Annotated in this window: 13 protein-coding genes; 7 read left to right on the top strand and 6 right to left on the bottom strand. The window is 70.5% G+C overall.

Features of this window, described 5'->3' with window-relative positions:
- Positions 1–2 precede the first annotated feature (2 nt).
- From I5071_RS20110 to I5071_RS20090, 5 genes are all read right to left on the bottom strand, one after another.
- Positions 3–749 carry a hypothetical protein gene (locus tag I5071_RS20110; RefSeq protein WP_236607106.1) on the bottom strand — a complete coding sequence of 249 codons (747 nt, stop codon included), beginning with the start codon at positions 747–749 and terminating at the stop codon, positions 3–5.
- Positions 746–1,852 (bottom strand): hypothetical protein, encoded by a 1,107-nt coding sequence (locus tag I5071_RS20105; RefSeq protein WP_236607105.1) that lies wholly within the window; start codon positions 1,850–1,852, stop codon positions 746–748. The genes I5071_RS20110 and I5071_RS20105 overlap by 4 nt, the downstream gene beginning before the upstream one ends.
- Positions 1,779–2,519, bottom strand: a complete 741-nt coding sequence (locus I5071_RS20100; RefSeq protein ID WP_236607104.1) for a hypothetical protein — start codon at positions 2,517–2,519, stop codon at positions 1,779–1,781. Before I5071_RS20100 ends, I5071_RS20105 begins: the two co-directional genes overlap by 74 nt.
- 83 nt (positions 2,520–2,602) lie before the next feature.
- Positions 2,603–3,391: a hypothetical protein gene (locus I5071_RS20095; RefSeq protein WP_236607103.1), complete on the bottom strand. Its 789-nt coding sequence runs from the start codon at positions 3,389–3,391 to the stop codon at positions 2,603–2,605.
- A gap of 8 nt (positions 3,392–3,399) precedes the next feature.
- Positions 3,400–4,713, bottom strand: a complete 1,314-nt coding sequence (locus I5071_RS20090; RefSeq protein ID WP_236607102.1) for an FAD-dependent oxidoreductase — start codon at positions 4,711–4,713, stop codon at positions 3,400–3,402.
- Between the two features lie 124 nt (positions 4,714–4,837).
- On the opposite strand from I5071_RS20090, the gene I5071_RS20085 reads away from it, so the two are divergent.
- The 7 genes from I5071_RS20085 (at position 4,838) to I5071_RS20055 (ending at position 12,914) form a co-directional block, all read left to right on the top strand.
- Positions 4,838–5,488 carry a DUF4386 domain-containing protein gene (locus I5071_RS20085; RefSeq protein WP_236607101.1) on the top strand — a complete coding sequence of 217 codons (651 nt, stop codon included), beginning with the start codon at positions 4,838–4,840 and terminating at the stop codon, positions 5,486–5,488.
- Between the two features lie 52 nt (positions 5,489–5,540).
- A complete protein-coding gene (locus tag I5071_RS20080; RefSeq protein WP_236607100.1) occupies positions 5,541–7,988 on the top strand; it encodes a glycogen/starch/alpha-glucan phosphorylase in 2,448 nt (815 codons plus the stop codon).
- Positions 7,989–8,053: 65 nt separating this feature from the next.
- Positions 8,054–9,310, top strand: coding sequence for a sensor histidine kinase (locus I5071_RS20075; RefSeq protein ID WP_236607099.1), 1,257 nt, complete (start codon positions 8,054–8,056; stop codon positions 9,308–9,310).
- Between the two features lie 27 nt (positions 9,311–9,337).
- Complete coding sequence (locus I5071_RS20070; RefSeq protein WP_236607098.1) at positions 9,338–10,759, top strand: serine/threonine-protein kinase; 1,422 nt, start codon at positions 9,338–9,340, stop codon at positions 10,757–10,759.
- Positions 10,760–10,772: 13 nt separating this feature from the next.
- Positions 10,773–11,465 carry a DUF4336 domain-containing protein gene (locus tag I5071_RS20065; RefSeq protein ID WP_236607097.1) on the top strand — a complete coding sequence of 231 codons (693 nt, stop codon included), beginning with the start codon at positions 10,773–10,775 and terminating at the stop codon, positions 11,463–11,465.
- 28 nt (positions 11,466–11,493) lie between these two features.
- Positions 11,494–12,084, top strand: coding sequence for a type 1 glutamine amidotransferase domain-containing protein (locus tag I5071_RS20060; RefSeq protein ID WP_236607096.1), 591 nt, complete (start codon positions 11,494–11,496; stop codon positions 12,082–12,084).
- Between the two features lie 17 nt (positions 12,085–12,101).
- Positions 12,102–12,914 carry a helix-turn-helix transcriptional regulator gene (locus I5071_RS20055; protein ID WP_236607095.1) on the top strand — a complete coding sequence of 271 codons (813 nt, stop codon included), beginning with the start codon at positions 12,102–12,104 and terminating at the stop codon, positions 12,912–12,914.
- 4 nt (positions 12,915–12,918) lie between these two features.
- Here I5071_RS20055 and I5071_RS20050 read toward each other — a convergent pair whose 3' ends face one another.
- Positions 12,919–13,413, bottom strand: coding sequence for a DUF2452 domain-containing protein (locus I5071_RS20050; RefSeq protein WP_236607094.1), 495 nt, complete (start codon positions 13,411–13,413; stop codon positions 12,919–12,921).
- Between the last annotated feature and the right edge of the window lie 31 nt (positions 13,414–13,444).

Raw genomic sequence — 13,444 nt, 5'->3', positions numbered from 1 at the left:
CGTCAGCGGGCCGTGTCGAGGTGATCGCGGAAGTCGGTGCGATCGAGCAGCGAGCTGAGCGCGGGCATCAATCCGTCGAAGTGCTCGCGCCGCGCGACGAGCCAGAAGCTCACGATCATCGGTGCGCTGCGCCCGCCGTCGCGCCAACGCGTGCGCGGGCGGACGAACACGACCTGCGCACGATCGGTCGACGTCGCGATCACGTCGCCGGTCGGTCCGAGCGCGGCGCCCTCGAACACCGCCTGGTACGCATCGGCACCTCCGACGCGCACCGGCCCTTCGTGCACGATGCGGACGACCTCGACCGAGCCGCTCTGCTGGGTGCTGCCCGCGACGCGGTCGAGGATGTCGTGCACCAGCACGTCGACGCTGCGCTCTCCGAGCGACTCGGCAATCGGCGACGTGCGCACGAGGAGGCTCGCGCCGTTCTGTCGGTGCTCGAAGCGCAGATCGAAGCGCTCACCGGTCGTGTGGAGATCGCCACGCCCGTCACCGTCGTGATCGAGCCAGATGCGCGTCTGATCCTCGCGCGTCCAACGACCCTGTGACGGCAGTCCGTTCTCGAATTCGAGATTCAGCGGACGCCACTCGCTCCCGAGCAATGCGCGCGATGCACGCGCGTCGGGCAGATAGCGAATCCGATAGTGCTGCCGCACGGCGTAGAACGCCTGATCGTCGAAATACCCGACGCGGCTGGCCTCGGCACAACCGGCGACGAGCACGAGCGCGAGAATCAGAGCGCGAGTCACAGGAACACCCCACCGATCGTGAGCGCGATGCGCGGGACCCAGGACGTCCCCGCGTAGTTCTCCGTCACGGCGACGTCGTTGGCGATCTCGACGTGCGCGTGACTGCGATCCTGGACCGCGAGCGCGAGCCCCAGCTCGAGCCGGCGATCGTCGAGCGCGCGGAACACCACGCCGAGCTCGGGACCGCCATAGCTGCGCACCACGTCGAAGACGGGTAGCACCTCGAATCCGTACTCACCGCCGGCTCGCAGCGACAGCCACGACGTCACGTCGACTCCCACGAGACCGCGCAGTGCGACGTAGCCGAACCCCGTCGCGTGCAGCACGTGCGTCCTGTTGTATGCATATTCGTTGGAAAACGATTGATGGCTCTGTAGTCCGAGCACCAGCGCAGCACGGACGTGCAGGATCGTTTCCGGGACACGCAGGTCCGCACCGATCGCGAGGTCACCGCCGAAGCGGCCCTGCATGCCGTAGTACGGATCGCCGAACGACAGCGCGAACGCGACGCGACCCTCCACGACGAGATGCAGCATCCCCTCCGGCCGCATCACGAGCTGTGTGCGCGGATCGACTCCGTTCCACGCCACATCCCGCGCGTGCCCGTCGCCGTACTCCCCCACCGCACCGGGCGCGGTGGCGGTCTGCAGTCGATCGAGATCGGCGCCGCTCAGCGCGTCCGCGGTCGACGGCTCGGCGTGCTCGATGGCCGGCGGCGGCTCGGTCACGGGCTCGCTCGGGGCGGGCTCCGCCGGGGGCGGCGTCGCGGGCTCCGTCGTCACCGGCGGCGCCTCGGGCGTCGGCGCGCTCGGCGCATCCGCGAACTGCACGCGATCGAGCTCGCTCGCCTCGATCGTCCTCCGCGATCCGTCGGGCAACAGGATCACCACGCGCACGCCGGGCTCGAACACCTCGACGGTGCCGCGCAGTCGCCCGCCGTTGCGCAGGAACACCGTGTCCGCGCCCTGCGCGCTCGCGCTCGACGCGACGAGCATGACGAGCGCGATCACGATCGCGGCGAGCCGTCGCTCAACGACAATATCCGACGCCACTGACCGTCCTCCCGCTGCAAGTGCCCGTCGTGCAATCGAGGCTGTCGCCACACAGCTGCCGGCACGTCCCGCCGATGCACGCGGCGCCCCTCACGCACGAGTCCGCCCACGCGCACGACTGCCCGACCGCGGCTGCTCCGGGCGGCAGACACGTCGCGATCTCGCCTTCGCTCTCTGGATCTCCGAGGAGCACGCAGGCACGCCCGCCCGTGCAATCCTGCGTGAAGAGATCGCAGTCGTTCACCGGGACGCAGAGCCCGAGGCACGTCTCACCGGTGCGCGCCTGCATCAGGCATCGTCCCGCCGCGCCACAATCACCGACGCCGTCGATTCGACACTGCCTCACGCACGCGAGCTCGCTGAAGAGCGCCCGGCACTCGAGACGTTCCGCGCACTGGTTGTCGACGCTGCAGCTCTCGCCCTCGCCGCGGAGCGTGAACGCCGACGAGACGCAGCGCGTGCGCATCGTCGCGTCGGAGATGCACGTCCGGTTCGCGCCGCACGGATCGCGCTCGAAGGGATCGCACGCGCCGCCGGTCACGACGCAGGCAGGCGCCGCGCCCGCGTCGCGTCCGGCGTCCTGGCCCGCGTCGGTTCCCGCGTCGTGCCCGGCATCGGGCCGCGGAACGAATGCGTCGACGCGCGCCACAACACCGCTGTCGATCGGTGGTGGGAGCTGCACGTCGATGTGATCGGGGTTGCAGCCGGCGATCGCCACGACGAGGGCGATGGATGCCGGCCAGGATGACCGAGTACGGCGGGTCACGAGGGGCGCGAGGATAGAGCGAGCGCGCGGAGTGCTCAACGACAGAACTGCTCGCCGCTGCTCGTCGTGCCGGTGCACGACGTCGCGATCGGGCACTCCTCGCTCGTCGTGCAGAGCGGCTGGCATCGGAGGCTGCTGGTCGAGGATCTCACGCAGACGACCCCGGGCGCGCACACCGTCGGGCCGCCGTAGCAGTTGCGCGTCTCTTCCCCCGCGGGGTGGCAGAACTGATGCTCGCGTCCCGCCTCCTCGTCGCGGAGCCAGTAGCAGCCGCGGCCCGCGCCGCAGTCCTGCTCCGAGAGGTCGCACTCGGCGAGCGCGACGCACCAGCCGGTGCAGGGCGCGAGGCGGCCGATCTCGGCGCACCCTTCGCCCGCCGCGCAGTCCGCGTCGGCGTCGCACAGGCGCCGGCACACGCCGCCGCCGACGGTTTGCGTTCGCGTGCAGTAGAGGCCCGGCCCGCAGTCGTCGGTTCCGTTGCAGATCCCGCCGACGCCGCGCGAGCCCGACGTGCCACACGCCCACTCGGCGCTGAAGCTGTCGAACCCGCAGCGGCAGCTCGCGTCGTAGAGCGGGTGGCAGTCGTCTCCGAACGGCTCGCAAGAGCGTCCCGCGTCGAGCGGCGGCGTGCCGGCGTCGTGTCCGCCCGCGTCCGAAGGGCTCGCCGCGTCCTCGCGAGCTCCCGCATCCCGACCTGCATCGAGCCCGGGCTGGACCGAGCCCGCGTCGAAGGGCGCGAGATCGAGATCGATGTGGTCGGGGTTGCAGGCCGCGATCAACACGAGCGCGAGCCATGGGATCGAGCGCATCGCGCTCGTCGTCATCGCCACGCTCACGTACCGCGGGCCTTGTCGAGCAGGTGCTCCCACTCCGTCAGCTTCACGCGCGGCGCGCCTTCCTGCGCCGTCTCGTGCTCGTGCTTCTCGATCTTCTCCCAGTCCGAGAAGGTCACGACGTGCACGCCGCGCTGCTTCAGCAGACCGTCGATCGTCTCGCGCCCACCGGTCTTCGCGCTTCCCTCGGGCAGCGTCTTCAGCATCCGATCGACGACCTCGAGGCTGTCGCCGCGGTTCGTCGCGATGACGCCGCTCGGCCCGCGCTTCGCCCAGCCGACCGCCCACAGGTTCTCGCCCACGTGCCCGTCGGTGTTCGGATAACACGTCGAGCACTCGGGCATCGGCAGGCCCTCGATCGGACGGCAGTAGTACCCGATCGCCTTCACGATCACGCCGACCGGCAGATCGATCGTCTCGCCCGTCGACACCGCGCGACCGTTCTCGACCTTCGTCTTCATCAGACGCAGGCCCGTGACCTTGTCGCCGTCGCCCAGCACCTCGTGCGGCGCTGCGTAGAACATGATGTGCAAGCGCACCGGCTTGCTCTGCGGATCGTTCTGCGAGTAGCCGCGCAGGATCTCGAGGATCTTGTCCTTGAGCTTCTGGTCCTTCGGATCCTTCGCCGCGATGCTCGCGGGCAGCTGCGATCCGTCGACCACCGCGACCGTGTTCGCGAGATCGCCGAGCTCGCGCAGCTCGACCGGCGTGAAGCTCGCTTCGCCGGGGCCGCGCCGGCCGATCATGTAGATGTCGGTGAGCGGCGCGCGCGCGATGCGCTCGCTCGCGTACGCCGGCAGATCGGTCTTCACCATCTCGGGCGGCGTGCGACCGAGCACGCGCGCGACGTCGACCGCGACGTTGCCGTTCCCGATGATCGCGATGTGCGAGCTGTCGAGATCGGGATCGAACCCGCTCCAGTCGGGGTGCCCGTTGTACCAGCTCGTGAACGGGTGCGATCCGATCACGCCGCGCTGGTGCTCGCCGGGCACGCCGAGCTCGCGATCGATCGGCGCGCCGATCGCGAGGACCACCGCGTCGTATGCGTCGCGCAGCTCGTGGAGCGACACGTCGCGCCCCATCTCGACGTTGCCGAGGAAGCGCACCTGCGGGCGCTGCGCGGTGCGCTGGAAGACGCGCCACACGTTCTTCGTGCCCTGGTGATCGGGCGCGACGCCGCTGCGCACGAGGCCGTACGGAGTCGGCAGTCGATCGAAGATGTCGACCTGCGCGTCCGGACGCGCCTTCACGATGCCCTCGGCCGCATAGAAACCGGCCGGTCCGCTCCCGATGATCGCGATCGTGTGAGCCATGGGACGGGCGAGCCTACTGCATGGTCCGTCCGCACGCAGGCGTGCGTGATGTCAAACATGTTTGACTCGATGTCAAAGCGACGTTACATCAGGGCGAGTCAAACATTCTTGACACGGAGGCCGCGTGACCGCCGACGCCCGATCGCTCCGGATCGCCGGGCTGCTCTATCTGATCCCGACGTTCTGCGGGCCCTTCAGCATGATGTTCGTGCCCTCCGCGATCGTCGTCGCGGGCGACGCCGAGGCCACCGCGCGGAACGTCGTCGCGTCCGAGGCGCTCCTGCGCGCGGGCCTGCTCGGGCACGTCGCGATCGTGCTCTCCGAGGTCGTGCTCACCGCGGTGCTCTTCTCGCTCTTCCGGCGCGTGAGCCCGACCGTCGCGCTCACCGCGACGTTCGCGCGCCTCGCGATGAGCGTGGTGCAGGCGGTCAATCTCTTCCCGCTCCTCGCGGCCCTGCAGCGACCCGACGACGCGCTCGCGCTCTTCGAGCTGCACGCAGCGGGCGTGCACGTGTGGGAGCCGCTCTTCGCGCTCCACTGCCTCGCGCTCGGCGCGCTCGTGATGCGCGCGGGCTGGGCGCCCCGGGTGCTCGGCGCGCTCTTGATGATCGCGTCGTTCGGATACGCGCTGAACGGCCTCGGTCACCTCGTCGCGCCGAGCGGCGCGCCGATCTACGAGATCGTCGTCGGAGTCGCCGCGCTCGTCGGTGAGGTGCCCTTCGTGCTGTGGCTCGTGTTCGCCCGACCGCGATCCGGGGCCCCCCGAAACACCTGAACGGATGCGCGACGCTTGCCTGCGTGACGCATCGATCCGACACTGCGCCGGCATGAAGATCCGCGAGCCGATCCCGGGAGCACCGCTCCCCGTCGACCAGCCCTCGATCAAGCAGTCGATCGTCCATCACCTCGCGCACACGCGCATGCGCGACCAGTACCGCGCGAGCGCGTCCGACGTCTTCCACGCGGTCGCACGCGCGGTGCGCGATCGCATCGCGGACCGCTGGCTCGGCAGCACGAAGGCCCAGTGGGACGACGGCAAGAAGCGCGTCTACTACCTGTCGATGGAGTACCTGCCGGGGCGCCTCCTGCGCGACGCAGTGCTCAACCTCGGCATCGAGAGCGAAGTGCGGGGCGCGCTCACGGAGCTCGGCCTCTCGTACGACGACGTGCTCGAGACCGAAGCGGATCCCGGGCTCGGCAACGGCGGTCTCGGGCGCCTCGCGTCGTGCTTCCTCGACTCGATGGCGACGCTCGGCATCGCGGGGACGGGCTACGGCATCCGCTACGACTACGGCATGTTCCGCCAGGCGATCGTCGGCGGAGCGCAGGTCGAGGAGCCCGACACCTGGCTCCTGCACGGCACGCCGTGGGAGGTCTCGCGCACCGAGACGACGTACACGGTCCGCTACGAGGGCCGCGTCGAGCCGCGCGTCGATCCGACCGGCCGCACGTTCTACGCGTGGGTCGACACCCACGACGTGATCGCCGAGGCGCACGACATCCCGGTGCCCGGTTATCGAAACGGCGTGGTCAATACGCTCCGTCTATGGTCGCCCCGCCCGGTGCAGGAGTTCGATCTCGCGCTCTTCAACGCGGGCGATCACTTCGGCTCGGTGCACAAGCGCAACGTCGCCGAGAACATCTCGCGCGTGCTCTATCCGAACGACTCGGGCCCGCCGGGCAAGGAGCTGCGCCTCCGCCAGGAGTACTTCTTCGTGAGCGCGTCGCTGCAGGACGCGGTCACGCGCCACCTCGCGCGCTGGGGCTCGCTCGACGATCTGCCCGAGAAGTGCGTGTTCCAGCTGAACGACACGCACCCCGCGCTCGCGGTCGCCGAGATGATGCGGCTGCTCATGGACGAGCACCTCTTCACGTGGGAGCGCGCGTGGTCGATCACGAAGCGCGCGTTCGCGTACACGAACCACACGCTGATGCCCGAGGCGCTCGAGACGTGGCCGGTCCACATGCTCGATCGGCTGCTTCCGCGTCAGCTCGACATCATCCGCGAGATCGATCGCCGCCTCGGGATCGAGATCGCGCAGGGGCACGACGAGCAGGCCCAGGCGCGCATGGCGATCATCGAGCGCGGCCCGCAGCCCAACGTGCGCATGGCGAACCTGTCGATCGTCGGCAGCTTCAGCGTCAACGGCGTGAGCGCGCTCCACACGCAGCTGCTGCGCGAGCGCATGTTCCCCGAGCTCGACAAGTTCTTCCCCGGCAAGTTCAAGAACGAGACGAACGGCGTCACGCCGCGCCGGTGGATCCAGCAGTGCAACCCCGAGCTCGCGAAGCTGATCACCGAGGTGGTCGGCAGCGACGCGTGGGTGACGGATCTCGAGAAGCTGCGCGAGCTCGAGAAGCACGCGGGTGACTCCGCGTTCCTCGAGCGCTTCCGCGCGATCAAGCGCGACAACAAGGTGAAGCTCGCTGCGTTCCTCGAGAAGGAGCACGGCTTCCGCTGCGATCCGAGCTCGATCTTCGACATCCAGATCAAGCGCATCCACGAGTACAAGCGGCAGCTCCTCAACGTGCTGCACGTCATCCACCGCTACCAGCGCATCAAGGCGGGCGAGAAGCCCGAGGCACCGCGCACGGTGATCTTCGGTGGCAAGGCCGCGAGCGCCTACGACATGGCGAAGCGGATCATCCACCTGATCAACAACGTCGCGAAGACGATCAACGAGGACCCCGAGGCGCGCGAGCACCTGCGCGTGTTCTTCGTTCCGAACTACCGCGTGTCGTACGCGGAGCGGCTCATCCCCGCGGCCGATCTGAGCGAGCAGATCTCGACGGCGGGATGGGAGGCGTCGGGCACCGGCAACATGAAGTTCGCGATGAACGGCGCGGTCACGATCGGCACGCTCGACGGCGCGAACATCGAGATCGCCGACGCGGTCGGCGAGGACAACGTGCTGATCTTCGGCATGACCGCGGAGCAGGTGATCCAGCGCGTCCGCGCGGGCTACCAGCCGTGGCAGCTCTACGAGAGCGATCAGCGCCTGCGCGCGGTGATCGACGGGATCTCTCACGGTGCGTTCTCGCGCGACGAGCCCGGCCGCTTCCGCCCGGTCGCGCAGTCGCTGCTCGACAACGATCGCTTCCTGCTGCTCGGCGACTTCGCGTCGTACGTCGAGACCCAGCAGCGCGCGGAGCAGATCTTCCGCGACGTGCCGCGCTGGACCCGCATGTCGCTGCTCAACGTGGCGCGCATGGGTCGCTTCTCGAGCGACAACACGATCCGCGGGTACGCGAAGGACATCTGGGGCGTGCTCTGATTCCGTGGGGCGCGCCGCGCCCCCTGGACTTGGAATCCGCGTACGTCGGGCTCACACACTGAGGCGTGGAGGAGCCCACGACCGAGACGACCAGCGAAGCCTCGCGGCGTCTCGACGAGGCACGGCTGCGGCTCGTGCACCTCGACGCCGAGGGCGCGAGCTCGCTCGCCGCGAAGCTCGCGCGCATCGCGCGGATCGCGGCGAGATGCCTCACCGTCGAGCGGGTCAGCATCTGGATGTTCGCGGGCGAGCACGAAGGTGGGCTCCGCGCGCTCGAGATCTTCGATGCGCGCCCGCCCGAGCGCGACATCCGCTGGATCCCGGCGCAGCGCCTGGGCGCGTACGCGCACATGTTGCGGGATCGGCGGGTGATCACCGCGCAGCGCGTGGCCGACGACGAGGCGACGCACGATCTCGTCGAGGGCTACTTCGCGCCGCTCGAGATCACGGCGACGCTCGAGTCGCCCATCTATCGCGACGGCGTCGTGGTCGGCGTGGTCTGTCACGAGCATCGCGGGCCTCCGCGCGGGTGGAGCGCAGAGGAAGCGGACTTCGCGGTGTCGGTCGCGGAGGTGGTCGCGCTCGAGCTCGCGACCGCGGATCTGCGCGAGGCGCACGAGGCGCTGCGGCGACAGGAGGTCGCGATGCACGACGCGATGCGCGACGAGGCGATCGCACGGCTCGCGCGCGGCGTCGCGCACGACGTGAACAACCTGCTCGCGGTGGTGGTCTCGGCGGCGGCGCTGCTGCGCCGCAACGCGCGCTCCGACGCACCGCCGGCCGAGGCCGAGGTGATCGAGGAGGCCGCGAACAGCGCGGCGCGTCTGGTGCGCGACCTGCTCGAGGTCGGTCGTGCCGCGTCCACCGATCGCGGCGACTGCGGGCTCGACGAAGGGCTCCACGACGCAGTGCCCTCGCTGCGCGCGATCGCGAGCGAGAGGCGGCTCGCGATCATCCCCGATGCGCCGGGCTGGATCGTGCCGCTCTCGATGGTGCGGCTCGAGCAGGTGCTGCTGAACCTCGTCGCCAACGCGCGCGACGCGACGCGCATCGGTGGGCACGTCGAGGTGCGCACGCTGGTGCTCGCGCCGGGACGGGTCGCGATCGAGGTGGAGGACGACGGCACGGGCATCGCTCCCGAGGCGATGCCGCACGTGTTCGAGCCCTACTTCACGACGAAGAGCGAAGGACGCGGGCTCGGCCTGCCGACGGTGCTCGCGATCGTGCGCGGCGCGCGCGGCACGATCGAGGTCGCGCCCGCGCCCGGCGGGCGCGGCACCATCGCGCGCGTCGAGCTGCCGGCGAAAGCTCCGCAGCGCTGAGCAGGCACGTCGCGTATGCTGACCGAGATGGCCAGCACACGGTTCGGTCTCGGCCCAGAAGCCGAGGACGACCAGGAATCGACGGTGATGGTGGAGGTGCTCGCCTCGGGCTCCTTCTTCGCCGATCGATTCCGCGTTGGGCCACCTCTCGGCGTCGGCGCGATGGGGCGCGTGGTGCAGGCGCACGACCTCGTGTCGGGCCACGACGTCGCGTTGAAGGTGCTGCACCGCGAGCGAGCGCGCGACGCCGAGACGATCGAGCGCTTCCGTCGCGAGGCCGCGATCCTCGAGTCGATCGGACACCCCGCGATCGTGCGCGTGCTCGCGATGGGCGAGGCGTTCGGTGTGCCGTGGCTCGCGCTCGAGCTCGTGCGCGGCGAGACGCTCAAGGAGCGCCTGCGTCGCGGCCCGATGCACCCGCACGAGGTCGTGCCGGTGCTCAACACGCTCTGCGACGCGCTCGCGGCGGCGCACATGCGCGGCGTGGTGCATCGCGATCTGAAGCCCGACAACGTGCTGCTCGTCACGGGTGGGTACCCGCCCTGCAAGATCGTCGACTTCGGTCTGTCGAGCTTCACCGCCGCGAAGACGCTCACGCAGACCGGATCGATCCTCGGCACGCCGCGCTACATGGCGCCCGAGCAGATCAAGTCGGCGCGCGACAGCGATCCGCGCGTCGACGTGTTCGCGGTCGGCGTGTTGATCTACGAGATGCTCACCGGCGTCTCGCCGTACCCCGCGGAAGACATGGGTCAGCTGCTCGGGTGCGTGCTCGAGGGACGCGTGGTGCCGCTCGCGCATCGACGGCCCGATCTGCCGCCCGCGGTGGGCGCGGTGATCGAGCGCGCGATGGCGCGCGATCGTGCGCAGCGCTTCCAGACCGCGGGCGCGGTCGCCGAGGCGTACGCGAACGCGATCGGCGTGCGCTCCGGTCGATCGCAGCTCGACATGCCGGCGCCCGAGCTCGCGACGCCCGCGCCCCATCACCGCGAGGGCGCGGCGCCGCTCGTCGATCCGTTCGGCGCGTCGCAGCCGATCGCGGCGCGCCCCGAGTCGGATCGACCGGCCGCGCTCGCAGCCGACGTGCGCGAGGGCGAGCTCTCGAGCCACCCGCTGCTCGCGACGATCGCGCCGCGTCGCGAGAGCGCGATCCCCGCGACGCGGATGCACCTCGAGGAGGTCGCGCCTCCACCGGCCGCTCGCGCGTCCGCGCCCGGCGTGCCCGCCGAGTTCACGCGACCGAGCCGTCCGACTCCGGCGCCCGCTCCGGTCGCGGCGCGCCCTGCGCCGGCCTCGCGTCCCAAGCCGGCGCGCTCGCGCGGTGGGTGGCTCCTCTTCGGCGTCGCATTGGTCGCGGTCACGATCGTCGCGACCGGCGCAGGGCTCGCGCTCCGGATGTGGACCAGCGGTACCCTGCGCGTGCCCGCGGCCGCGATCACCACGCCGTGAGCCCACCACCACGATGACATCCACGAGCCCTCTCCTCGTCCCGTTCGCCGAAGGCATCTGGACCGCGCGCACGCCGCACCCGTTCCTCGGCCTCCAGCTCGGCACGCGCATGACCGTCGTGCGGCTGCGCGACGGCGGTCTGCTGGTGCACTCGCCGATCGCGCTCTCGCCCGCGCTGCGCGCCGAGATCGAGCAGCTCGGCAGCGTCGAGCACATCGTCGCGCCGAACCTCTACCACCACGTGTTCGCGGGCGAGCTCCAGAAGGCGTGGCCCGACGCGATCCTGCACGCGCCCGCGCGGCTCGCGAGCAAGCGCCCCGACCTGCGGATCGACGCGCCGCTCGGATCGGCGCCCCACGCCGACTGGGCGGGCACGCTGGAGCCGCTCGTGATGCGCGGCTCGATGCTCCAGGAGACCGTGTTCGTGCACCCGAGCACGCGCACGCTCGTGAGCTGCGATCTCGTCGAGCAGTTCTCGTCCACCGAGCACCTGCCCTCGCGCATCTACTTCCAGACGATGGGCATCTGGAAGAAGCCCGGGCTCGCGTACGTGCTGCGCCTCGTCTATCGCGATCGACGCGCCGCGCGGCACAGCTTCGACGAGCTGCTCGAGCGCGACTTCGATCGCATCGTGCTCTCGCACGGGGATCTGATCGAGGCGAACGGCCGCGAGATCCTGCGCGACGCATATCGCTGGCTGGAATAGTGGCACGCGCGCTGCGTCGCGCTGGCGCATGGCCACGCACGATCTGAGCGGGAAGAAGGTCGCGATCCTCGCGACCGACGGCTTCGAGCGATCCGAGCTGCACGAGCCCAAGAAGGCGCTCGAGGAGGCGGGCGCGAAGGTGCGCGTGATCGCGCCGCACGAGGGCGCGATCCGCGCGATGGAGCATCACGACTGGGCGGACGACATCGCGGTCGACGCGACGACCGGCGAGACCATCGTCGACGACTTCGACGCGCTGGTGCTGCCGGGCGGCGTGATGAATCCGGACAAGCTGCGGATGGATCCCGACGCGGTGCGGCTGGTGCGCGAGGCACACGCGATGGGCAAGCCGATCGCGGCGATCTGCCACGGGCCGTGGACGCTGATCGAGGCGGACATCGTCGACGGCCGTCGCGTCACGTCGTACCCGAGCCTGCGCACCGACCTGATGAACGCGGGCGCGAAGTGGGTCGACGAGCAGGTCGTGGTCGATCGCGGTCTCGTCACGAGCCGCCGGCCCGACGATCTCGCCGCGTTCTGCGCGAAGGTGATCGAGGAGATCGCCGAGGGCATGCACGGCCGCGCGAAGGAGGCGCCCCGCGAGCAGCCGCGCGCGTGATGCGGCATGATCGCGGCGTGCGCTTCGTCGCTCGCAAGCCCTCGCCCGCGCTCGCGCCCTACGTCGACGCGATCTGGTGCTACGAGTCGAGCGCGCCGAGCCACACGCGCGAGCGCATCGTGCCCACCGGCGGGATGCAGCTCCTCGTGAACCTCCACGAGGACGAGCTGCGCTGGTGGGACGGTGGGGCGCTCGATCGCGCGCACCGCATCCACGGTGCGGGCATGCACGGCGTCTACGATCGCCCGTTCGCGATCGACACGATCGAGCAGCGCGCGATCGTCGGCGTGGGCTTCAAGCCGGGCGGCGCGTGGGCGTTCTGCGGTGTGCCGGCGAGCGCGATCGCGCGCGAGCACGTCGCGCTCGACGAGGTCTGGGGACGCGACGGCGCGACGCTGCGCGAGCGGCTGCTCGAGGCCCACGCGCGCGGCGAGGTGCTGCGCGAGCTCGATCGCGCGCTGCTCGCGCGGCTCTCGATCGATCGGCATGGCCGCGACCTCGACGTGCCGGCCGCGGTGCGCGCGCTGCACGAGGGCATGTCGGTGCGCGCGCTGACCGAGGCGCTGGGCACGAGCGAGAAGCGCTTCGTGCGCGCGTTCGTCGCGCGCGTCGGCGTGACCCCCAAGCGTTATGCGCGCGTGCTGCGCTTCCAGCGCGTGGTGGCCCGGGTCCAGCGCCCCGAGCGCGCGGAGTGGGCGCGCATCGCGGCGGAGTGCGGCTACTACGATCAGTCGCACCTGGTGCACGAATTCCGCGCGCTCTCGGGGCTCACTCCGTCGGCCTACGTGCCGCGCGCGCCCGAGGAGCCGAACCACGTCGTCCTCGGTTGATGCGCTACTGACCGAGCAGACGACGCACGAGCTCCTGCGGCGCGGGCGCGCTCGTGTCCTTCGTCTCCTCGCCCTGATCGACACGCGTCCACGACTGATCGAGCTCGAGCCGATAGCTCCCGACGAACTCGCTCGCGTTGCGCCCCGCCCACTCGGCGGGCCCGATCATCGAGAACCAGAGCTCGCCGTCCTCGCGGCGATAGAGGTGATAGACCTGCCCGGGCCGCCGCACGAAGCTGCAGCGCGCGCGGTGCAGATCGAGATCCTTGCGCGTGTCATCGAGGATGCGCCGCGCCTCTTCCTGGAGCGCCTGGATCTGATCGGCGATGACGCGCAGCTTCGCGCTCGCGGTGGCGCCGATCATCGCGTCCGCTTCCGCGATGCGCTTCGCGACGTCGACGAGATCGTGCGTCGGCGCGAGGCGCGACATCGGATAGGGCGAGGTGCGCGCGGGGCCGAGGTGCTTTCCGCCCTCGTCTCTCTTCGTGTCGTCGGACATCAGGGCCCGGAAACCTGGGTTCCTGGGCCCG

This window comes from Sandaracinus amylolyticus, from assembly GCF_021631985.1.
In the GTDB taxonomy this organism is placed as follows: domain Bacteria; phylum Myxococcota_A; class Polyangia; order Polyangiales; family Sandaracinaceae; genus Sandaracinus; species Sandaracinus amylolyticus_A.
This window is presented reverse-complemented; position numbering and strand designations above follow the sequence as displayed.